Here is a 22,812-nt window from a genome sequence, read left to right as displayed (position 1 = left end):
GTGATCGCGAGCTTGAACGGCGTGTTGTTCTGGAATACGCGCAGGCCGTCGCTCGTCGGCGTGTCGGCCGTGATCAGGCCGTTCGCCGTGCCGCCTGCCTGTTGCGTTGCCGTGCCGCACGAAAGCGTCGAGTTGCCGGACGGCGACGGAGCGGGTGCCGGAGTGGGCGTAGGCGTAGGCGTCGGAGTGGGCGCAGGAGCCGGCGCGGGTGCCGGTGCCGGTGCCGGAGCCGGTGCCGGAGCCGGCGCGGGTGCCGGCGAAGGCTTCACCGACGGCGCCGGCGACGGTGCCGGCGCAGGTGCCGGAGCCGGAGCGGGCGCAGGAGCCGGTGCCGGTGTGGCCGCGACAGCGTGCACCCAGCACGCCTTGTCGTAGCCGACCGCGGGGTCCGTCTGGGAAACTGCGCCGACATAGCAGCCGACGCCGTTGCTAAAAGTACGCGGCGCCGTCAGCATCGCCGACGGCGCGTCGGGGGGCACGGTCCCGAACACGACTGCGCCCGTTCCGAGGAACGAGCAGTTGGCATTTTCCAGTCCGCACAGCGTGTATTGCTGGCCTGCGACGGTGATCGTCTTCGTCTGCGCCTGCACGTGTTCCGCACCGAACGAGGCCAATACGGTTGCCGACGCAACCCCCAGTAGTTTCCAATATCTCATCATTGTCCGTATGTTTCGCTGAAAAGCAGTTGTCCCCGAAGGTCCAGCAAGATCGATCGGAGTCGTCCCGCCTTGGCGTTATCGAATAGAAGGAGAAGTGAAACGGAGAACGCATCGCCTGCGTTCATTGCCTGATCCGCTTGTGCTTGTGTCGGTTGCGTCTTCACGCATCTGCACGAACACGCACCGCAAACAAACCCGCAAACTTGCACCCGTTACAGCTTTTGTTGCGCACTTCGTTACGACGAAGTTCATGAAGTCCGTCGTCCGCTCTGTGACAGGAAAATATCCAGCGATGCCGTTTTTCAGCAAATTTAGGATCACTGATTGCCGTGCAAAGTACTTCGCGTTTCTTTGGGCAAAACAATGCCATCGCCGAACCTCATCGGTTCAACGACACTGGACACAATCCTGCGATTGAACAGCCAAGATCCATGCGTCGGCCTCTCGCAAACGAGAACCGGGCAGGAATTGACAACCGGACTTCAAGAACTTCAGGAACCGCCTCTTCGCCGCTGTTCACGGCAAAGTGATGCTTGGCTATGCGCCACGCCCTCTCCAGCAATTATTACCCCGTGAATGGCGGCTTGATGCTTGATCCGGTATTAATTACAGAAGATTTTCTGGGCAGACGAATTATAAACGTTTCATCCTTGAAACGTGAACCGCGCAAATGCAGAAAAGGACTAATCTCAATAGCACGGGGTAAAATCGGCCCGGTATTTTCTTGATCGGCCGAAGCCGGGGGCGATCTGCCTACGAAGGCCCGATAAAAGGTATATCTATGATCGATCTGGATATTTTTTTCGCAAGCTGGCTTTTTATAATATTAATACGAATATAGATTCAGCCCCTTTTCGAGTGTAATTATTTAATAAAGCCGGTAGATCAGATTGAAATGCCGCGCATTATTTTACTTCAATCATTTACGTAAATAGGCCGGAATTTTCATTCGCGCATTTTCATTCTCTCGATCCGCGCCTCGCAATCGATTCAAGCAACGCAAACACGACGATAGAAGTTCCAGGCGTGCTTCGTATTCCAAACGAATTGCTTCAACGTGATACGCCCGAATGTCGATTGAACGGATCGGCCCGCTGTCACGAACCGCCGTTCCAGTGCCTCTTGCCGATCGATCTGAGTATCGAGTATCCGCGGGCAGTCAGATGCAGATGCGCATGACCCGATGCGAGTCTTTCCAGCGAAACCAACTGGCGCTCGCACAACGCGTGAAGATCGTCACGGTCCAGATCGTCCGGATATCGCGTCGTGCCGATCAACATGAGCGCTGCGATCTCGTGTGGACTGAGCATGATTGTCTCCATCGGCTTGATGTCTAGTCGGCGCCTGCACATCGTGTGTGGCGGGTCATGTTTGAAGAATAGAAGCTCGATACAGCTTGTCGACGCGCACTTTGTCGCATGCGAAGCTCTTCGCATTCCCCGTAATACCCGCGCTCGCGTTGCTGGCATACACTGTCGTATTCCCGCCCGCGCAAACGCCCCGCCGCCTCCATTCGTTCAGTCATGCCTCACCAACAACGCCGTCGTTTCATTGTTGCGGGCGCGCTCGCCGCCATAGGTACTGTTGTCGTTTCCAGATCATCAAAAGCCGCGAGCCGCAATGGCACGATCGCCCTTGCGCTGAAGTCGATTGCCGACCCGTTCACGTCGTCGATGATCGATGCGGCCCGCGCATTCCAGAAGCACTCCCCTTATCCATTCGACCTCGTCGTGCAGGGCACGGCGACGGAGACCGATGTCGAAGGCCAGATACGCATCGTCGAGAACCTTATCGCGCAACGCGTCAGCGCGATCGTACTGGCGCCGACCCATTCGAAAGCGTTGATCCCCGCCGTGAACGAAAGCATCAGGCGCGGCATCATCACGCTGACCATCGACAACCCTCTCGATCCTGACGCATCGAACGCCGACGGCATGCGCATCCCTTTCGTCGGACCGGACAACCTCCGCGGAGCGAAACTGATCGGCAACTATCTCGCGCAAAAGCTGCATGGCGGCGACCATGTCGGAATCGTCGAAGGCGTGCCGTCGGACCGCAACGCGCAACAACGCACGACGGGATTCACGGACGAAATGAAGGCTGCGCATGTCGACATCGTTGCCGTCGAAGCGGGCGACTGGGAATACGCGAAAGGCAAGCGAGCCGCTGCTGCAATACTCGCGCGCAGGCCCGACATACGCGCGCTGCTGTGCGGCAACGACAACATGGCGATGGGTGCCGTCGACGCGGTTCGCGACACGCGCAAGACAGGCAGCGTATTGATCACCGGCTACAACAACAGCGCCGCGATCAAGCCGCTGCTGAAGAACGGCAGCGTGCTGGCGACCGTCGACCAGTTCGCCGCAAAGCAGGCCGTGTATGGCATCGACGTCGCGTTGCAGGCGTTGCTGCAACAGCGCAGACAGGAGGACCTGTCCGCATACATAGAAACACCCGTGGCGCTGGTTACGCGCGGCAACGCCTGAATCACGCCGACGCAATCGGGCGCGGCGATCCAAATCGTCGCCACGCGCTTCGTGTATAAAGAGAGCAATACAAAGCAAGCGGAGCCGCCATGCCCGACACGCCAACCCAGGATTCGAAACCGGCTGCCCAAGCCTTGCGCGCATTGGTCCCGCCGCGGGCGAAGCCGTGGATCATCGGTGGCGGCATCGCGCTCCTGCTTGTGATCGTGTTCCTGATCCTCAGGCCTTCGGGAGAAAAGCGCGACCTGCGCGAGTTGACGGGCCTCGGATTCTCGATCGACACCTGCGTCGACAGTAACAGTTCTGCTCCCGTTCCCAGGTCCGAATGCCTTGCATTGCGAGCGAGCCCTTCACTGACCACATCGCAGCTTGCGACAGCGCTGCCGCATCTGAAAGGACTCGATCGCCGGCTCGAACTGAATCTTGCCGGCGCGCAGGTCGACAGCATCGATTCATTGAACGGACTGGATACGCTCGAATCGCTCGACCTGACGGGCACCTCCGTATGGCGCATCGATGCGCTAAAGGGAATGCGTTCACTGAAACGGCTCGTGCTTCACCGGACGGAAGTCGAGAACATTGATGCACTAAAGGAATTAACGGGACTGCAATCGCTCAGTCTGTGGGACACGCGTGTTGCGAATCTCGATGCATTGAAGCCTCTCACCGATCTGCAACTGCTCGATCTGCGGGACACGCAAGTTCGCGATCTCGATCCGCTCGAAGACTTGCCTCATCTGGAAACGCTCAAGCTGGGCGGCGCAAGAAACGTCCGTGACATCGATCCGCTTGGCCAGTTGACTACCTTGAAGACGCTCGACCTCAACGAGACGCAGGTCGAGAGCATCGGTGCGTTGAAGAAACTGCGCGAACTGCAAGCGCTCTATCTCGCGAACACGCCCGTGCGCAACATCGACGCATTGAAGGGAACGCCGTCGCTGAAAACGCTGGTGCTCGACGGCTCAAGGGTCGAGAACATCGATGCGATACGCGGACTGACCCAGTTGGACACGCTCGTTCTTGCACGCACTCAAGTCACCCGCATCGATGCGCTCAAGGATCTGCATAAGCTGCAACGGCTTAACCTTGCGGATACAACGATCGACAATATCGACGCGCTCGGCGGCTTGAAAGAGCTTCAATCGCTGAATCTCTTCCGCACGCGGGTTCGCAGCATCGACGCGCTGAAAGGCATGACCAGTCTGCGGGAACTGTATCTCGCGAATACGCCCGTCGATGACGTCGACGTGCTCAAAGGCCTGACCGGTTTGCGCGAAGTCGTGCTCTACGGCACCAGAGCACGAAACGTCGACGAGATCAAATCGGCGCTGCCGAAGACACGCGTCGTCTGGTGATCGTTCCGTCCGCGCTCAGCGTCTAAACGTTCGACGTCGAAGCGCGCGGCTCATTCCTACCTCATTACATACTCTTTACACCGCGCGACAGCCGCTTCTCGCGGACGTCCGCGCACGCATGTCCCCCACCCGCTTTCCCTTGATGCGCCTTGCGCGCAGGCCCAGGGACGCGCATTCGAGAGTCGACGATACAGGGGAAATCCCCAATACGAACATCGTCCTATGACAAAAGGAAATATATCTGGCGACGTTACCTTAGATCACATCAGCGACCCGACGGGCCGCAGCTAAGCGAGGAAGCCAATGCGTTACGCGCAACCCTGGAATGCCACACCCGCCGCCCCGTCCTTCCGGGACGAAGCCGATCAACGTGAACGCGCAAGTGACGCGTCAAACCTGCTGAAGCGAGCCATCACCGCCGCCGCACTCGGCAATGCAACCGAGTGGTTCGATTACGGCATCTATGCGTATGGCCTCGCGTATATTTCAGCAGCGCTCTTTCCTGGCAGCGCCGCAAGCGCGACTCTGTTCGCTCTCGGCACGTTTGCCATTTCGTTTCTGATCCGTCCGCTCGGCGGCCTCTTCTGGGGCCCGCTCGGCGACCGTCTGGGACGCAAGCGCGTGCTCGCGCTGACCGTGCTGTTGATGTCCGGTGCGACGCTGCTCGTCGGCGTGATTCCGTCTTATTCGTCGATCGGTTGGCTCGCGCCCGCTGCGCTGATCGTGTTGAGAATGCTGCAAGGCTTCTCCACGGGCGGCGAATATGGCGGCGCCGCGACGTTCATGGCCGAGTACGCACCCGATGATCGGCGCGGCTTTTGCGGCAGCTTCCTCGAGTTCGCGACGCTGGCCGGCTTCTCGCTCGGCGCGCTGCTGATGCTCGGCTGTTCGCTCGTGCTCGGCGATCAGGCGATGCACTCATGGGGCTGGCGTCTGCCGTTCCTCGTGGCCGCGCCGCTCGGCCTCGTCGGCTGCTATCTGCGCTCGCGCCTCGAAGAAACGCCCGTGTTTCGCGAGCTGGAAGAGCAGGCGCACAAGAAGAACGAGCAATCCGTCCCGCTGAAGACGCTCTTCGTTCAATACAGCAAGCCGCTGTTCCTGCTCGGCGGACTCGTCGTCGCGCTCAATGTCGTGAACTACGTGCTGCTCGCGTATATGCCGACGTTCATGCACAAGCAGTTGGGCGTCAGCGAGAACATGTCGTTGCTGATTCCCCTGATCGGCATGCTCACGATGATGGCGTTTCTCCCGTTCGCGGGTTCGCTGTCCGACCGCTTCGGACGCAAGACGATGTGGTGGTTCTCGCTCGTCGGCCTGTTCGTCGCGGCCGTGCCGATGTTCACGCTGATGACGCACGGCGTTGCAGGCGCGCTGATCGGCTTTGCGGTGCTGGGCCTGCTGTACGTGCCGCAACTCGCGACCATCTCCGCGATGTTCCCGGCGATGTTCCCGACTCACGTCCGCTATGCAGGCATGGCCATCGCGTACAACCTGTCGACGTCGATCTTCGGCGGCACCGCGCCGATCATCAGCGACTGGCTCGTGGACAAGACGGGCAGCGCGCTCGTCCCCGCGTATTACATGATGGGTGCATGTGTGGTCGGTGCGATTGCGTTGCTGTTCGTGATCGAGACCAAGGGCTGCTCGCTGCGCGGCCAGACGTTGCCGGGAAACAAGCGCTGATCTCACGCGCTTGATGCACGAAGTCGAACGACGGGCGCAGCAGCGCCCGTTTTTCATTTGTGCGCGCGGTTATCAGCGAATCGCTATCGACGATGCGCTAATTCGGCAGACGCCAGTGCCACCGCCTGCTCACGCGCAGCCTGTCTCGCCGCGTGATCCACTTCGGCGCCGAACAGCGTCTTCTCGACGACAATCGATTCGATATCGGTGACGCCGACGAAACGCAGCCACGCTTCCACATACGGCCGCTGAAAATCGAACGATTCGGCGGGCGTGCTCGACTGCTTCGAATAGTCGAGCCCTCTTGCATAGATCACGACGGCCTTCTTGTCCTTCAACAAACCGCCGAAGCCTCGTTCATCGAACGAGAACAGAATGCCTCGCTGCGACACGACATCGATAAAATGCTTCAGCTTGTATGGGATCGAAAAATTCCACAGCGGCACAGAGAAGAGCAGCGTATCGGCTGCATGCAGGCGCTGGGCTAGCTGACGGATATCCGCCCATGCGCGCGCCTGAGCATCGCTGAGCGGGGTGCCGCTCAGGTCCGCATACTTCGCATCGAGCGCATCGCCGTCGAATTCCGGCAATGCCGTCGACCACAGATCGAGCACGTCGATCCGATGATCGGGATGCGCTTCGCGCCAGGCGTCGAGATACGCGCGCGCAACGTCGAGCGACGCAGACCGCGTCTTGCGCGGCGACGATTCGATATGCAGCAAGGTCGGCATCGGAGGGCTCCTGTGTCCAGTGTATTGACCGGCCTTCATCACAACATATTTCACCGCAAAATATAAACGAAGTATTATTGGCCTATTCAGTCTGGATCGCACTGAATCGGAGATAGCGCCGATGTTCGATACCGTCCTGCTGCGCTCATTCGTGGCCGTCGTCCAGGAAGGCGGCTTCACGCATGCCGCCACGCGACTCAACCTCACGCAATCGGCCGTCAGCGCGCATCTGCGCCGCCTCGAAAAGCAGATCGGCCGCGATCTGCTTTCGCGCACCACGCGCTCCGTCACGCTGACGGCGGACGGCGAGCTGCTGTTGGGCTACGCGCGCGCGATCCTCGCGCTCAATCAGGATGCGCAGGCGCAGCTCTTTCGCGGGCCTAGCGAGGGCGCGATCCGTGTCGGGCTCTCCGAAGATCTCGCCAATGTCAGGCTGATGAACGTGATGCAGAGCTTTGCGGTGCGCTATCCGCGCATCACGTTCAGCGCGAGAGTCGGCATCCCGGCCGAACTGCTTCACGCGATGGACCAGCGCGAACTCGATGTCGTGATCGGCGGGCGCTGCGCGGATGCGCGTCGCGGACGCGTGCTGTGGCGCGAGCCGCTCGTGTGGGCGGGCGCGCAGTGGGCATCGCTGACGCGCGGCGCGCCCGTGCCGCTCGCGCTGTTCCCTGAGCCATGTCCGTATCGCGAGGCCGCATTGGCCGCGCTCGCTCGCGCGGGCCTCGATCATCGGATCGCGCTGGTCTGTTCGAGCGGTTCCGGTCTGCTGGCCGCCGCGCAAGCTGGCTTCGCCGTGACGCCGATTCCGCATACGCAGCTCGTGCACGGCTTGCACGTCGTTGCGCCCGATGCGGGCTTGCCCGCGCTGCCCGATGTGGAGTTCACGCTGTTCGCGGCGGCAGGACCCTCAGCGCCCGTCGCCGACGAACTGGGCAATGCGATCGCACTCGCATTCGCGCACAAAGGCGAAGCGTCATTCGCGCAAGGCACGCGCCTTGCACCCGACAGCGGACAACCACAAGGAGAATGACGTTGCCACGTTCACCGCTCGACCACACCACGCCCGGCAAGAAGCGATTCTCGATGATTCGCGAGTTTCATCTCGCCGACTGGTTCACGCTCGGCAATGCGATCTGCGGCACAGGTGCGCTGTTTTCGATGATGAGCTACATCGGCAGCGCCGACGTCATGCATATCTACTTCGCGTGCGCGCTGGTGTTCGCCGCACTCGTTTTCGATGTGCTCGACGGACGCATTGCGCGCTGGCGTCAAACGTCTTCGCTGCTCGGCAAGGAACTCGATTCGCTTGCCGACGTAATTTCATTCGGCGTCGCGCCTGCCGTGATCGGCTATGGATGCGGCATGCGCGGTCTTTACGACCGCTTTCTGCTCGCGTACTTCGTTGCATGCGGCGTGTCGCGGCTTGCGCGCTACAACGTGACCGCCGATGCCATGTCGGCCGGCACCGGCAAGGTCACGCACTTCGAAGGCACGCCTATTCCGACCTCGTTTGCCATCGTTCTGCTGCTCACCGTCGCTGCATGGCAAGAAGCGCTCGGCGCGCAACTGTGGCTAGGCGAATGGCGTATCGCGGGGCACGTGCTGCATCCGTTGACGCTCGTCTTTGGCATCTCGGGATCGTTGATGATCAGCCGGATCCGGATTCCAAAGCCTTAACAGCGTCGCTTCGTCAATGATGCGAGAACAACGACGTGCCAGCCGTGACATTCGAAGGCGCGCCCGATTGCGAGAAGTTCATGGGCATCGTCCCATACGCTTCCGTTGACTCGCGCGCGGTGCCCGTCTGGGCCGCCGCATAGTCGGGATAGTGCACTTTCGATTGATGCAGCGTGCCGTCCTTCTCGGCCTGAACGATCTGCGCGTTGACTTCGCTGCGCGTGACCGGGGCCTGAGTGGACTGCGCGGACTGCGCATACGACATCGCGGGAATAGCCAGCGCGGCGACAATCAAAGAAACAGTGAGTGAAGCTTTCATCACGCTCTCCTTTTGAGCTTGCGAATCTGAAACATGCAATGGGCCCGGCAACCATCGCTTCGTCATTCAAAGGACGACATTCAAACTACATAAGGCGCCGGAGTCTGTCGTGCTGTTCCAGTTCAGATTAGGGCGCTTGACTTAAAACTGCCTTAGTCGCGCCATCGAATTGCGTTCATCCACTGCGTGTTCAAAAGCAGTGAATGACTCGCGTGATTGATTGTCGTCATTCGGCGCTGACCAAAGACTGACCAGTCGATGACAATTCTGTCATCTGCCGGACAGACGTTGCTGGCGCAACTGCGCAAGCGCGCTTGTCTTTTCGGGCGGGAGTGCGAAGAAAGGGATCGTCGAAAAAGCCGTGGAGTAAATGGGCGTCAGCCGTTCGAGACCCGATAGGTCCCTCTGCCCGCCTGCTTGGCGTTGTACAGCGCCTCGTCCGCGCGCCGGATCAGGCCGTCGACGGACTCGTCGTTGGCCGCGAGCGCAATGCCGATGCTGGTGCCGATGCTGATCGCTTCACCCGTCGACAGGTGATACGGCATTGCAATCTCGCGGATCACACGTTGCGCGAGGGCGACGATGGAAGGCAGCGTTGCGTAGTCCGCGATGATCGCGAATTCGTCGCCGCCCAGGCGCGCGACCAGTTCGCCAGGGCGCAGCGTGCGTGTCAGGCGCGATGCCACCGTCTCCAGCACTTCATCTCCCGCGCAATGGCCGAGCCGGTCGTTGACCTGCTTGAAGCCGTCGAGATCGAGATACATCATCGCGATGGCGGCCTCTTTGCGCTTCGGCGCAGAGGCAAGAATGCGCTCCAGCCGATCGCGCAATTCACGCCGGTTCGGCAGGCCGGTAAGCGAATCGTGCCGCGCCAGATGCAGGATTTGCGCCTCGCTCTCGCGCCGTTTCGTGACGTCCTCGATGATGATGACGGCGCTGCCGTCGGGCACCGGGTTGCGGGTCATTTCGAGCTGGCGGCCGTCTTGCAGTTCGAGATCGAGCGGCCGGCCCTCGTCGGACAGCCATGTGGCGCATCGTTCGACCAGTTGCTTGCGCAGCGTTTCGCCGAACTGCGAAAGCCCCACCTGGCCGATGAACTCGGGCAGCGGCACATTGAGCTTGAGCGTTTCGACAGTCGCGCCGAAAAGCTCCGCCGTCCGGCGATTCGCGATGATGACCTTGCCGTTGGAATCGATCGTGCACAGGCCATGCGGCATGTGCGCCAGGGCGGCATCGAAGCGGGCCGCCAGCTCGGCGTGCCGCTGCTCGGCCGTCATCAGCGCGACGAGGCCCTCGTAATGCCGACCGACCACCGACACCATCGCGCCGATATACGCAACGAGCGGCGGGATCAGAATCCACAGGCCGCTCTTCGCGGCGAAAAGCGCGCCGACGCCGATCGGAATCGCGCCCAGGCAGATCTGCGCGATGGCGAGCCTCGGCAGTGCCGCGTTTCGTGAAGCGATCCCGCCGAGAATGCCAGCCGTCACCATGATGGCCAGCAACGCAAGCTGCCTGTCCGTCGACATCACGCACGCCATCGTGCCCAGACCGAACACGAGGCACGCGACGAGGCCGACGGGCGCATAGCGCGTCGCCCACGCCGCCGGATGCACGACGCCCGCGCGGCTACGCACCAGATAAAGACGCACGATGCCGAGGCGCGTGAGCAGCAGCCCGATATCGGCGACGAGCCACGCCACCGTCCACGGCTCGCGCAGACGGACGAACGCGACCAGCGCGACGAACACGCTCGCGATGCCGGAAAGGAACAGCGGCCAGACGTTATCGAACAGCGTCGAGAGCAACGACGCGCGGATCGATGGGCTGATGACGCACTTTCCATGCGCTGGCGTCGCCAGGAACGGATCGAACAGGGAAGGTCTCTCTGACATGGGAGGGGCCGTGGTCAAGAATGTCGAACTCCGGCTCACGGTAGGCATGCTTCGCTTTCTGCCTTCGCTTTTTTGCCTTTGATCTCTGTGTTAACGGCACGAATTCGCAATTCTTGATTATTACCTGTTTATGGACCGTTTGTTCTTCTCCTTACAAAACGACAGCTCACGAAAACAAAAGCCCCTTCGCGTGAGCGAAGGGGCGAAACCGTTTCGTATGCAATGAAAATGAAATCCGCGCTATCCGACGATGATCTTCTCGCCCGGACGGATCTGCGTCGGATGCTTCGCGACTTGCGGATTCAGTTGCAGGATCTCGTTGTACGCGGCGACGTCCTGCTCGCCGTGCGTCATATGACGCTGGTCGTCGCGCGCCACGTGCGCGGCGTCGAGCAGCGACTCCCGGTTGCGCCCGGCGATGACCCACAGCGAATCGTTCTCGACCACGAAATACGCTTTCGGGGTCGGCGCCGTGTTCTTCGGCTGGCCCGTGGACGGCTGTGCTGAAGGCGTCTGCGTGGGCGGCTGCGTGGGCAGTTGTGTCTGCGTTTGCGCAGGCGGCGTCGGCGTGACGGGCGCCTGTTTCGCGCCAACGCCCGGCGTACCCGTCACGCCTGGCTGCGGCGCATTGCCGTTGAGATTCGCGCCCGCGTGATTCTGCTTATCCTGGTTGCTGCTCGAACCGCCGCTGAAGAAGCTCTGGATCAGCGTCCCCGTAAAAATGCCGACGGGCACGAGCGCCAGCATCGTCGGGAAGCGGTCCATGCCGGGCGTCGCGTTGGGGAATTGCGTATGCAGTCGGCCCGCGCCGAGTATCGTCGCCGACGTGATCGCGATGCTGCCCAGCCAAGGGTGTCCGCTGCCCAGTTGCGCTATTCCGCTCGCGAAGCCCGCCGCCGTCGCGACGTAATCGCCCGCTGCCTGCGCGAAGCGCGTCGAGCGGAAGCGCTTCTCCGCATTCACGTGGTACGCGCTGTTGAAGTACACGATGCCCGTATAAGTCGCCGTGAGGCCCGCGCCGATCGACGTCAGCAACGGTGCTAGCGCCGGGTGTGCGACGAAGGTCGCGACGTTCGTCGCCATCGTCGCGCCGTAGCTGATAACGGCCGCGCCACGGCCCAACAGGCCGAAGTGATGGCGCGGGCTGCCGCGATGCAGGCCCTTCAGCGACGTGCCGCCCACTACGCCCTGCATCTGCGCGAGCATGTCGGTCGCGATTGCCTTCGTATGCGCATGGGCTTCCTCGAAGGTCAGCATGCCCGTCCGCTGCATCGCGCGCAGCTGGCCCGCCTTGACCTTGCCCTCTTTCGCCAGCAGCGCAAGCTGCTCGACGCGCTGCTTGCTGATCTCGTTCGGGCCGAGCTGCCTGCGCAAGCCGCGTTCGAGCCGGTCGACGACGGCGTCGAACACGCGCGGATCGCCGTTCTTCAGGCTTTCGACGGCCCCCTGATGCAGCGCCTGGAACACGCGTCCGCCCCGCGCGCCCGCGAGCAGCGACGTCGTCGTCTGGTGCAGCCCTTCGCTGCCGAACGTCTTCAGCAGATGCAGCGCGTTGCCGCCGAGCACGCCCAGCGAAGGCAAGCCCGCGCCGACCAGCGCGCCCGTCTGGATCAGCCCCTTGCGCCCGCCATATCGGCCGTGCACGCGCAGCGCATGCAACTCCGCGCTTGCACGGTCCTGTGGATCGATCGGCTCGGCCGTCAGTTGCGCCGCCGTCTTGCGGCTTGCGCTGATCGGCTTCGTGCCGTCGTTGCGCAACGCCGGATCGCCGACGACTTCGTCTCGCCAGTATTCGACGGGATCGGATACGGCGCCTGAAGCCGGCGCCGGCTTCGTCTTCACGGGCGCGAGATTCAGATGCACGCCGACCTCGTCGTTCCAATCCTTTGCGAAATCGCGCGCGAGGCGCTGCGTCATGCTCGCGCGATCGGCCGCTCGCCAGTCGGGCGACGCGAAATCGATCGTGGCCTTGCGCGCGCGGTTCAGCAGCGCCGTCGTATTGCCTTCGCATAGCTGGCTGCGCAGCGCATCGATTGCTTCCGGCGTCATGCCCTCGGCGCGGCCCAGGCGCGCGACCTCCGCGAACAGCAGTTCCTGCTGATCGGCAAGCGTCTGCTCGTCGACGCGCTCGAACACGCGCGTGAGCGCATCGGCGCCATGCAGCCGCGTGAGCCTGTCGGGCGCGCGGCGCGCGTAATCGACGATCGTCCGCGCGAGCGACGTCGTCAGATCCTGGTTGGCGATGAAGTCGGCCCCGTGCGTGCCATACGACAACCCCATGTGCACCCAGTCGAGCGCGCCGCGTTCGAGCACCGCCCTCAGCAGCTTGACCTGGCCCGAGCCCGGCACCGATTCGGGCACGGCATCCCAGCCGTGGAACGTCACCATCACGGTCGGCGCGTTGCTGTCGGGATGATCGATCGCCCACTGTTCGAGCGCACCGAAAGTGCGCACGTATTCGTGATAGGTGTCGTCGGTGCCCGCCTGGAAGCGCCGGTCGCCCTTTGCGACGAGCGCGCGCGAAGGCGCCGTCTCCAGCCGGATCGCAAAGCCCGCTTTCGACGCCTCGTCGAGCCAGCCATGCAAATGCTGCAACTCGTCCAGCGCGAGCGCCTTGCCGTCCGAATCGGGCGCGGGCTCGATCACGTTGCGTTCGGCGTCGTACGTCGCATGCTGCTGATCGCCGAGCGCTTTCACGTCCTTCAGGAATTCGCGGTCGTGGCTCTTGCCGAGCGCCGCCGCGAGCGAATGCGGATCGACGACCAGCGACACGATCGGCATCACGCCGCCATAACGCTTCACTTGCGCGGTAAACAGCTTCGGATCGTCGCGCAGCGAGTACGCACGCGACATCGGCGCAAGACGCCGCTGCAACTCCGGCGCGAGGCGCACGAACAACTGGATCATGCGTCCGTTCGCGACTTGCGCGACGCTGAAGCGCCGCCCGAGCCTTGCGCCGAGCATCGGCACGCTGCGAAACGGCATCGTCGTCACTTCGCGCGCGACGTACAGCGCATTGCCAAGCGACGTCCACAGCTTGCTGTCGACCATCACCGTCTGCGCGGCGCCCGTGAGCTTCAGGCGGCGCTCGTCGGGCAGCGAGCGTCGCTCGTTGTACGCCTTGACGAGCGCGTGCGTCGCGAACCATTTCTTCGCATCGGACGAGCCGTGCCGCAGATTCGACTCGGCCACCGTGGTACTCGCGAGGCCTGGCTGATACGGCTGGATGTCGAGCGCATCGGCCGATTGCGCGAACGCTCTGAACGATTTCCCCGATTTCCACGCGACGCTCACGCGGCGTTGCGGGTTGAAATGATCGATCTCGTTCCTCGCCTCTTCGATGCCCTGCCGCAGGCGTTGCGACACGGCTTGCAATGAACGCGCCCTTGCACCGCTCGTACCACTCGCGCCGCTCGTGCCATTAATCCGGCGCGCCTTCAACTGCGCCTCGAACTCCGCCTTGCGCGTGCGCGCCGCTTCGAGCTGCGTCGCGCCGACGTGCTCGAAGAACCGCTCGGGCTTCAGGTTCGTCACGAGGAAATGAATGTTCGCGCCATAGCGTCCACGGCCGATCGGCATCTGGTCGACGGGCACGCCGCGCGCATCCGGATTGTTTGCCTTGCGCAACTCGTTGAACCACTGCAGCGACTCCCCGCGCCTCGCGATCACGCCGATGGGCCGGGTCAGCGCCTTCACGAGCGGACCGTCGGTGTCGTACACGTACACGTGGTGATCCGCGTCGAGCGCGTTGCTGTCGAATGCGCGTTGCAGATGCAGCGCGTTCTGTCCGCTGAAATCGGTTGCTTCGAGCGGCTTGTCTTTCGCGGGCAGCAGATTCGGCGCAAGCAGCGCATCGTCCCGCGCGGAACGGGCGGCGGCACGGGTCACGGCCTGATTGACGGCTTGCGTCGCCGCCTGCTGACGGCGCAGCAACGCGACGGCCTTGCGCGCCGCTCTGCCGACATGAAGCGGCGCGTTCACCGCGAGCTTCGTGCCGCCTTCCATGCCGCGCTGGCCGACGTCGCCCAGCTTCATGCGCGGCCGCTTGTCGGTGTCAATCGTCTTGCCATCGGCGGCGGCCTTTGCAGCATCCTTGCCCGGAAAGCCGCCCAGACTGTCGACGCGCGACGGTTCCAGCGCGCTGACGATGAACTTCACGCCGCGCCGTCCCGCGCGGTTCACCGGAATCCCTTTCGCTCGGCGCCGGAACGCGTCGCTCAGATCGTGCGGCGCGATCTCGGTATCGCCGAGCGGCGTTTTCTCGTGATAGCGCCAGTTCGGCTCAAGCGACGCCGCCGTGGCGACGAGTCCTTGCGCCACTTCCGCATCGGATTTGAGCGTTGCGTAGCCGAGCACCTTGCCCGTTTTCTCTTCGGTCGCGTAGATGGTCTGCTGCGTGTCCGCCTTCGCGGCTTCGGCGGCGCGCATTGGACGCTTGAAGGCGGCCTTGTGCGCATCGGCGAGCGCGGCGATGTCGTCGATCACCTGCTGGTCGATCGCACCGTTGCCGTGTGCGGCTTTCCACGTCTGCCGCGTATTCGACGCCTGAATCTCCGACGCGCCGCCAAAGCGCGCCAGCGTTTGCGCCGACACGGGCGACACATAAAAGTCATAGCGCGCGCGTTCGTTGCGCCCGGCGCCCCCGGCGCGCAAGAGCTTCTTGAGCGTGGATGCGCTGAGCCTTTTGCCGGGCAGCGTCGTGGGCGCGCCGAGCTTGCCGTGCGCATCGGTTTTCATTTCGGCGAGAAACTCGGGCTGAACGTGTTCGCCATCGTCCGCCGGCCGTGTGGTCTTTCTCGCGATCAGCACATACGCGCTGCGCCCCGCTTCGTGCTCGAGTCCGTTGAGTTGCGGAACATGCGAGCCGTCGATGCGCGTCAGCTTGCGCAGTCCATTCGTATGGAGCCATGCGCCCGCCAAGTCGGTCAAGCGTTGCGCGGGCACGGCGGCTGCCGTCGAGTGGGCAGGCGCAGCCGTCGAACCGGCTTGCGCATGAGGCGCCGCGCTGCTGCCTGCCGAAGCGCCACTGCCGGGCGCGTTGCCCGCGTTCAGGCTGCGCGCTTGCGCTTCGTACAGCTGCCGATAGTCCGCATGGCCAGGCAACGACGGCTTGACGCTGCCGAACGCATCCGCGAGCCGTTGCATCGATGCCGTGTCGTTCGCGCTCACACGGCCGTATGTCTGCTCGATCGCATCGGGCAGTTTCAGTTGCGCGCCGATGTCGACGTTGCCGGGCGACGCAGCCTTGATCTGATCGCGCACAGTGAACGCGTTCAACTGCGCGCGCGCTTCACCGGCGAGCGCGCTGTCGACATAAGCATCGACGCTGCCGATATCGAGGCCCGTCCTGCCCTCGATGAGATCCGTCGCATGGCCCGCTTCATGCGCGAGCGCGTAGACCATCGCGCCCGCCTGCTGGAACTTGCCGTCGATCACAATGCGCTTGCGCCCGCCATCGACGCGGCTGCCCTCGCCCGGGCGTCCGCGCACCGCCTTCCAGCCCGCCTGCTTCCAGAGCCGCATCTGCTCGCTCAGCAGATCCGAATGGCCAGCGAGATCGAGCGCCTCCTTCGGAAGCGGCGCGCCGCCGAAGCACATGCGCACGCGCGTGATCAGCGCCGGCTTCTGCGCGAACGCGTCGGGCTGCATGACTTCTTCGGCTTCGGGATGCGCGAGTTCGATATCGTCGCCGCTCGCGCCGCGTTGCGGCTTCGTTTGCACGGAAGGCGTCTGCTCGTCCTGCTGCCGACGCTCGACTCGCGCGCGCGCAAGCCCGACCAGCTGATCGATTCTCGCGAGGCTCTGCGGCGTGGGCGGCGTTCCGGGCGTGACGGCTTGCGCGTCCGCGAGATCGAACGTGCCGTCGGCGCGCACAAGGAATTGCAGATCCTTGATCTCGATGTTGCGCTCGACGAGCCAGTTGCGCGTCGCGCTCAGGCTGTCGATGCTTCGCTGCGTGAAAAGGCTCGTGTCGTACACGGAGATGTAGCCGCCGCGCGGCGCTTTGAGCGCAGCCGTGGTCAGCGCCCGGTCCGACGCGCGGTACGTGTCCATCACCAACGCGGACAGGCCGTGAATCTGCGTGACGCCGTGAATCTTCGCGAGATGCGGCGCGCCGAGCGACTTCAGCTGATCGGTGAGCGCAATCATGCGTTCGGGCGAATCGCGCGTCGGCGCATCCGAGGACCGGTCGCTGCTGCCCGTCTGCATCACGTGATCGCCGATCTCGCGGTACACGACGACCGTCTTGTCGCCGAGTCGCAGCGCCGTCTTCTCGCCGCCCGCGCCGAGCAACATGCCCAGATGCGCATGCGGGTCGATCGGCGAACGCGTGCCGTCGGCGTGCGTCACGTGGAAGGCGCTGGTGTCCGCGTCGAACTCGACGGGGCCGTCGAGCCCCGTGTCGATGCGGCGCGGCGCGAGCGTCGCCCACTCGGCGGGCGCTTCGGGGCGCGGCGTCAGCACGTAGCTGCCCGTAATATCGGCGACGGCCTGCGCGCGCTCGAAGCCGTGCGCATTCGGACGCACGATGGGCACGATGATCGCGGGCTGATCTTCCATTACCCAGTCTTCGAAGAGACCGTCGTGCAGCGCCAGTTCATGCGGCGATCCCGTGACCAGCACGTCGACGAGTTCGTCCGGCAACTTCACTGCGCCCTTGAGCGGCGCATCGCCGACTGCGCGATTCAGGTTCGCGTCTCGCGTGTCGCGCAACGCCATCAGCTCGCGAAAGTCCGTCGGCAACGGCAGGCCCTCGGGCGGCACGTTGCGCGCATCGCCTGCGTCAGGCGTATGCGGCGCGGGCATCGTGCGCGCTGCCTGCTGAACGTTGCGTGCGTTGTCCGTCGAGCGAGCCGCGCGATCGTATGCGTTGCCGTAGAACTCGGCGTACGTGATGCCGTCGCCACCCGACACGGGCGACGCGCCGAACGCGTCCGCAAGACGCGCAACCGTGCGCGCGTAATCGTTCTGCGGCGTCCACGCATCGGCTTCGCGCTGGATCATCTGGGGCAGGCGCACGTTTCGCGCGATATCGCCGCCGCCCAGCAGATTGATCTCGTAGCGCGCTTCGAATGCATTGATCTGCGCGCGCGCTTCGGCTTCGAGCGCCTTGCGCGTAAAGCGGCTGCGTGCGCTGTAGTCGAGGTCCGTTTGTCCCTGGATCGACTCGACGGCATGCTTCGCCTCGTGCGCGAGCGCATACGTCATGCTGCCCGCGTCGCGCAGCCCGCCATCGAGCATGACGCGCCTCCGCTGCGTATCGACGCGGCTGCCGCGGCCTGCGCGCCCCACTTTTACCCGCCAGCCGCTGTCGTTCAGCATGCGCAACTGTTGCGCGAGCGTGCCTGACTGCTGCGCCAGCGCGCTGACTTCGTTCGGCAACGGCGCGCCGCCGAAGCGCATCTGCAGACGCGCGAAGAAACCGGGCTGGGACGCATCGGCGGGCGCGTCGACTTCGATCTGCGGATGCGCGAACACGAGGCTGTCTTCGTCGACGGCATTCGACCGCGCCTTGCTCTCGCGCGCGCCCGGGGCTTCGTTCGTCTCTTCCGCATGCGATGGCTGCCGCGCCACATATACGCCCGCTCGCGGCGGCGCTTCTGTTTCGTGCGCACTGGGCACGGCCTCATCCGCGCCGACGTTCGCATCGATCACATACAGGCCGCTCGCGCGACGCACATAACTCGACGCAGCGGCAGGCGTGCTTAGCGCCGTATCGACGGAAGTCGCGCCGTCCGCTTCCGGCTGCGTTCCCGCACGCGCAGTCGCGGCGACGATCGCGGGCTGCTTGAGTCCGTTCGTGAACTGCGGCGCGCGCGTGGCTGTCTTGCCGTCATCGAGTACGACGATCGGCTCGTCCTGCGACGCGGACTGGCTGACAGCTTGCGGCAGCGGCGCGGCGCGCGCTTTATCGGCTGATGGAGCGAGATCGTTGGGCTTCATCGAAGGCGCGGCGGGTTCGCTCAGTGTGTGACGCACGACATACAGCGTGCGATTGCCCATCTCCGTCTGCTCGATCACTGGCGTGGGCATCTGAGGCCGGCCGGTCGCAATGCCCAGGCCGTTGCTGTTAACAGGCTTGGGGGACACGTCGCCCTCGTTGAGCACCGACCAGACGACGCGCTGCCGGAACGTCGTCGGCGTCTGCGCTTCGTCGGCGTTGCCGCGCGTGAGCGGGTCATCGACACGTCGCCAGGCCGCCGCGCTGGCGGCACGGCTGCGGCGGTCCGTCCGCATCGCGACATCGGCTTCGCTCGCGTCTTGCCGGCTGCGCTCGCGAACCCGGTCGCCCGCGCCCGCCGATGCGCTGCTCGTGTTGCGCGCCGTCGCGGCGGCGCTCTGCACCGTCTGCGCATCGACGCTGTCGTTGCGCGGCCGCGCGACAGGTTCCGGCGTGCCCGAGGCCGCGCTTGCGTCCTTGCTTGCGCCTGCTTGCGGCGTCACGGGATGTGCCGTTTCATCGGGCGCCGTCGCGGGATCGTCGTTCGACGATTGATCCGGGTTGCGGCCCGCGATCTGCGCGACCTTGTTCGCCGCGTCTTTCGGCGATGCGACTTCATCAGGATGACTGAGCGATAGCCGATCCGACAACGACAACTGACCGTCCTCGTCGACTGTGACGCGTTCATTCGTTTCGTAGCTCTTCAGCGATGGCCGGCGTACCAGATTGCCCGGATTGTGATCGAGAATCGAGATGCTGCCGTCGCTGTCGAGCACCGCGCCGCTGCCCGTCTGCGCCGCGCGACCCGTGTTGCCCGCCGCGTTGCCGCGATTGAGCACGCGCACGGGTAAGCCTTCGTAGGTCAGCACGCGGTTGCCCGCCATCAGCGTGCCGTCTCGCGCAACCGTCACCCGATGACCGTCGAGCGTCGCCGGCGCGCGATCGAGCGTCAGCGCGTCGGTGCGCGCCGCGACGCGCGCGACGCCGACCTGCTGGCCGTCAAGCGACATCGTCGAGCCGTCGGTGCCGCGCGCGGCGAATTGCGAGAACTTGCGCACGGCGCCCGTCGACGTCGCCTTCAGCACGTCGTGGCCCTTGAGCAGCGCGACGTTCATCACGAGCGACGACACGTCGCGCGAGATGTTGCCTTTGCCGGTGAAGCTGTCGTAGGCGAGCTGGCCGCCCGCTTCGATCGCGCCGCCGAATGCCGTCACCCTGGCCGTGACGTTCGTGCCTTTGGTAAGCACGCTCGCCGTCTTGTCGGCGTCGAGGCCGACCGTCGTCACCGCCTTCGAGAACAGCTTCGTGCCCACCAGTTCGGGCACTGCCTTCGCCGCGCCCGCCGCGCCGAGCGGCACGAGATTGATGTAGTCGGCGCGCGCGCCCGCGTCGAGCGGGCTGATCGTCTGATCGTGATACGCGCGGTCGGCGAGATCGTAGCCTGCGTTGGCGGCGGCGCCCGCCGTCGCGCCGATGATCATGTCCGTGCCGACGACGTCGAGCGCAACGCCGAGCGGCGCAGCGACGCCCGTCGCATCGAGTATGCCGCCCGCCACGTCGAGCACGACGCCGCCGATCAGCGTGCCGAGATTCACGTTGCTCGCGCCGATCGTGTGCAGCGCGCTTTGCAGGAAACTGTCGTGATGCGCTTCGCTCTGCTTCACCTGAAGCGTGCCGTGGTCGTAGCCCGTCGCGATATCGACAGTGCCATCCGACGACAGATGGTTGTGCTCGATGTAGTTGTCAACGCTCGAATATTGCGCGCCCGTATCGTCGATATAGTGCGTGTCGCCGCCGCCTTTCGGCGTGACCTTGAAGAGCGCCGTCTGCACGACGCCCGCGTCCTTTTGTGCGTAGACCATCGGCAGCACGCTCACCTGCGCGTCGTCGCCGCCGTACTTGTGAATCTCGTTGTAGACGGAGTCGATGGTCTTGAGCGCATCGCCGTCGTACTGCACGCCATGCGCGGGCGGACTCTTCATCGTCGGCAGGCCGAGCGCCTGTCCGATCAGATTGCGCTGCGCATCGGGGTTCATCTTGCTGAAGTCGTACGCGGCGCCCTTGTTGGTGGCGGCGCTCATCTGGTCGAGCATCGAGTGAGACATCTCGCTGCGATGCGACGCGTAGAACTGATCGAGCGCCTTCGCGTAATCGGCCTTGTCGGAATCGGTGACGGGGTTCAGCAGATTGTCGGCAAGGCCCGCCTGGAACTTGTCGAACAGCACCTGCTGATGCGTGCCCTCCGACATCAGCGACAACTGGTTCACGCGATTGTTCGCGTTTGTCACTGCGGTGCGTGCGTCGGCAAGCTGCTTCGAATACGGGTTGATCTGACACGGCACCTGCACGTCGAGCGATACGTTGGCGGGCGCGGCCGTTTGCTGCGGCACGTTGAGGAGCGGCGAGAGCGGCGTCTGCTGCGTGCCGCCGCCGTGCGTCTGGTTCCATCCGTCGTACTGGATCTGCGCGAGTTGCAGCGTGTCGTTGGCCTTGCCGAGCGCGTCCTGCGCGAGCGTCAACTGGAACTGCGTCGCGCGATCGGAGACGGCGTCCGTCAGCCGTTTGTCTGCTACCTGCACCGCCGATGCGATCGTCTTCACGCCCTTGATTTCGAGCGGCAACGGATCGTTCGCGACGCACATCGTCCGATGGTCGTACTGGTTCTGCATCCCGTTCGCGGCGTCGCCGTATTGCCCGGCGAGCGACTGGCCATACGCGGCGACGAAGCTGTCGTGCGAAATGCTCGCCTGCGTTTGCGCCTGATACAGCTTGTTGCCTGCATCGTTGAGCGTGGGGTCGCCGTCGGGTTGCAGGTTATGCAGATGCGGATTCGCCGCATATGCAGCGCGCGACGCCTGCTGCGCGGCGTCGTAGTCGGACTGCGCGGAATCGGCCGCGCGCTGGTCGTACAGCATCTGCAGATAGGCGCCGCTCGTTTGCGCATTCGTCTGCGCGCGCGTCAGCAGCGTCTGTTGCGCCGCAACCGTCGTGTTCATCACCGTGGGGCCGAACTTGCCGGATACGGCATCGTAGGTCTGCTGCACGTCGGCAAGATGCGACGCGTCGCTTGCCGCGCTGAGGCATGCGTTCGCGTAGTTTGCATCGTCGGCTGCGTTGCTGAGGTTGGTGTCGGCCGTCTTCGCGTCGACGGGCGGCGGCGCGTTGACTTCAAGGCCGAGCGGCGCGAGCTTGTTGTTCAGGTTCGCGAGGCCGCTGTCCATCGCGCCGCTGTAGTCCTTGTCGGATGCGTGCGACTGCAATTGCGCGTAGGCCAGATTCGAGTTCGCGATGTCAGCGCTTTCGCGGCCTTGCGCCTGGCTGTATGCCGCCGACGCCTTCTGCCACTTGTCATAAGCGCCCAGTTGCTCGGGCGTCTTGAAGTCGCTCGCCGACGGCGGATTCTTTGGGTCGAAGCCCGGCATCGCTTTCTGCATCGCGGCCGTCGCCGCGTCGTAATTGCTTTTCGCGGGCGCGACGGCGCTCTTGTCCGCGTCCGCCTGCTGCGCATAGGCGATCATGTAGCCCGCGTCCGTCGTGACTTCGAGTTCGCGTCCCGCCGTCGTGGTCGCCTTGTGCGCGTTGTCGTAATCGGTCTGCCCCTTGTTGATCGACGCCTGGCTGGCCGTCGGGTCGCCTTGCAGACCGGTGAGGGTCGTGTACTTCTGCTGCTCGTCGGTGGCGGCGTTGTCGTACTTCGTCTGCGCATCCTGAATCGCGGACTGCGCGGCCTTCGTGGTCGGATCGTCGACGGTGATGTCGGGCGGCGGCGGACGGTATTGCGCGGCGAGCCTCTGGATCAACGTCGTCGCATCGTTGATTTCCCCGCTGGTCGGCTTCGACGGGTCCGTATTCGCGTTGACCTGCACGGTGATCTGCGGCGCGGCGGGAGGACGTTGCGTATTCGGCGGATTGACCGTCTGCGGCGGTTGCGGCTTGGGCTTCGCGAGTGTTGCGTCGAGGAATTGCATCCAGTTGACGCCCATGCCGATGCCATCGATTTTGAGCATGCAAGTCTCCGTGCGACGGGCCCGCGCGCGCAAACGCGGGAACGAACGACGCCAT

At 63.9% G+C, this 22,812-nt stretch carries 10 protein-coding genes and 1 pseudogene; 5 read left to right on the top strand and 6 right to left on the bottom strand.

What is annotated here, in order from left to right; genetic code table 11:
- Window positions 1–659 (bottom strand): annotated as a pseudogene (locus tag BMW76_RS26210) (hypothetical protein); the annotation flags it as partial.
- 1,097 nt (window positions 660–1,756) lie between these two features.
- Window positions 1,757–1,969, bottom strand: a complete 213-nt coding sequence (locus BMW76_RS26205; protein WP_090870484.1) for a hypothetical protein — start codon at window positions 1,967–1,969, stop codon at window positions 1,757–1,759.
- A gap of 213 nt (window positions 1,970–2,182) precedes the next feature.
- Between BMW76_RS26205 and BMW76_RS26200 the strand changes: the two genes are divergently transcribed.
- The 3 genes from BMW76_RS26200 (at window position 2,183) to BMW76_RS26190 (ending at window position 6,183) form a co-directional block, all read left to right on the top strand.
- Window positions 2,183–3,145 carry a substrate-binding domain-containing protein gene (locus BMW76_RS26200; protein ID WP_090870482.1) on the top strand — a complete coding sequence of 321 codons (963 nt, stop codon included), beginning with the start codon at window positions 2,183–2,185 and terminating at the stop codon, window positions 3,143–3,145.
- A gap of 89 nt (window positions 3,146–3,234) precedes the next feature.
- Complete coding sequence (locus BMW76_RS26195) at window positions 3,235–4,500, top strand: leucine-rich repeat domain-containing protein (protein WP_090870480.1); 1,266 nt, start codon at window positions 3,235–3,237, stop codon at window positions 4,498–4,500.
- A 303-nt stretch (window positions 4,501–4,803) separates the two neighbouring features.
- On the top strand, window positions 4,804–6,183 hold the full coding sequence (locus BMW76_RS26190) for an MFS transporter (protein ID WP_090870478.1): 1,380 nt from the start codon (window positions 4,804–4,806) through the stop codon (window positions 6,181–6,183).
- Between the two features lie 83 nt (window positions 6,184–6,266).
- On the opposite strand, the gene BMW76_RS26185 is transcribed toward BMW76_RS26190, so the two are convergent.
- Window positions 6,267–6,914, bottom strand: coding sequence for an FMN-dependent NADH-azoreductase (locus BMW76_RS26185; RefSeq protein WP_090870475.1), 648 nt, complete (start codon window positions 6,912–6,914; stop codon window positions 6,267–6,269).
- A 121-nt stretch (window positions 6,915–7,035) separates the two neighbouring features.
- Here BMW76_RS26185 and BMW76_RS26180 point away from each other — a divergent pair, with 121 nt between their 5' ends.
- A complete protein-coding gene (locus BMW76_RS26180) occupies window positions 7,036–7,947 on the top strand; it encodes a LysR substrate-binding domain-containing protein (protein ID WP_090870473.1) in 912 nt (303 codons plus the stop codon).
- 53 nt (window positions 7,948–8,000) lie between these two features.
- The gene (locus BMW76_RS26175) at window positions 8,001–8,594 is read left to right on the top strand and encodes a CDP-alcohol phosphatidyltransferase family protein (protein WP_177200502.1); all 594 of its coding nucleotides are present in this window, start codon (window positions 8,001–8,003) and stop codon (window positions 8,592–8,594) included.
- Between the two features lie 13 nt (window positions 8,595–8,607).
- Here the strand turns inward: BMW76_RS26175 and BMW76_RS26170 are convergent, their stop codons facing one another.
- From BMW76_RS26170 to BMW76_RS26160, 3 genes are all read right to left on the bottom strand, one after another.
- On the bottom strand, window positions 8,608–8,913 hold the full coding sequence (locus BMW76_RS26170) for a DUF4148 domain-containing protein (RefSeq protein ID WP_090870469.1): 306 nt from the start codon (window positions 8,911–8,913) through the stop codon (window positions 8,608–8,610).
- A 377-nt stretch (window positions 8,914–9,290) separates the two neighbouring features.
- Window positions 9,291–10,808, bottom strand: a complete 1,518-nt coding sequence (locus BMW76_RS26165) for a sensor domain-containing diguanylate cyclase (RefSeq protein WP_177200501.1) — start codon at window positions 10,806–10,808, stop codon at window positions 9,291–9,293.
- Window positions 10,809–11,048: 240 nt separating this feature from the next.
- A complete protein-coding gene (locus tag BMW76_RS26160; RefSeq protein WP_143062331.1) occupies window positions 11,049–22,757 on the bottom strand; it encodes an LWXIA domain-containing protein in 11,709 nt (3,902 codons plus the stop codon).
- Between the last annotated feature and the right edge of the window lie 55 nt (window positions 22,758–22,812).

Origin of the sequence: Paraburkholderia diazotrophica, from assembly GCF_900108945.1 — a bacterium.
Taxonomy (GTDB): Bacteria; Pseudomonadota; Gammaproteobacteria; order Burkholderiales; family Burkholderiaceae; genus Paraburkholderia; species Paraburkholderia diazotrophica.
The sequence above is the reverse complement of the archived record's forward strand: the minus strand, read 5'-3'. Positions and strand labels throughout refer to the sequence as shown.

What these genes read in the sequence shown, in the direction of transcription:
- BMW76_RS26205 (WP_090870484.1), bottom strand. Translation starts at nt 1,969, where the DNA reads ATGCTCAGTCCACACGAGATCGCAGCGCTCATGTTGATCGGCACGACG.
- BMW76_RS26200 (WP_090870482.1), top strand. Translation starts at nt 2,183, where the DNA reads ATGCCTCACCAACAACGCCGTCGTTTCATTGTTGCGGGCGCGCTCGCC.
- BMW76_RS26195 (WP_090870480.1), top strand. Translation starts at nt 3,235, where the DNA reads ATGCCCGACACGCCAACCCAGGATTCGAAACCGGCTGCCCAAGCCTTG.
- BMW76_RS26190 (WP_090870478.1), top strand. Translation starts at nt 4,804, where the DNA reads ATGCGTTACGCGCAACCCTGGAATGCCACACCCGCCGCCCCGTCCTTC.
- BMW76_RS26185 (WP_090870475.1), bottom strand. Translation starts at nt 6,914, where the DNA reads ATGCCGACCTTGCTGCATATCGAATCGTCGCCGCGCAAGACGCGGTCT.
- BMW76_RS26180 (WP_090870473.1), top strand. Translation starts at nt 7,036, where the DNA reads ATGTTCGATACCGTCCTGCTGCGCTCATTCGTGGCCGTCGTCCAGGAA.
- BMW76_RS26175 (WP_177200502.1), top strand. Translation starts at nt 8,001, where the DNA reads ATGATTCGCGAGTTTCATCTCGCCGACTGGTTCACGCTCGGCAATGCG.
- BMW76_RS26170 (WP_090870469.1), bottom strand. Translation starts at nt 8,913, where the DNA reads ATGAAAGCTTCACTCACTGTTTCTTTGATTGTCGCCGCGCTGGCTATT.
- BMW76_RS26165 (WP_177200501.1), bottom strand. Translation starts at nt 10,808, where the DNA reads ATGTCAGAGAGACCTTCCCTGTTCGATCCGTTCCTGGCGACGCCAGCG.
- BMW76_RS26160 (WP_143062331.1), bottom strand. Translation starts at nt 22,757, where the DNA reads ATGCTCAAAATCGATGGCATCGGCATGGGCGTCAACTGGATGCAATTC.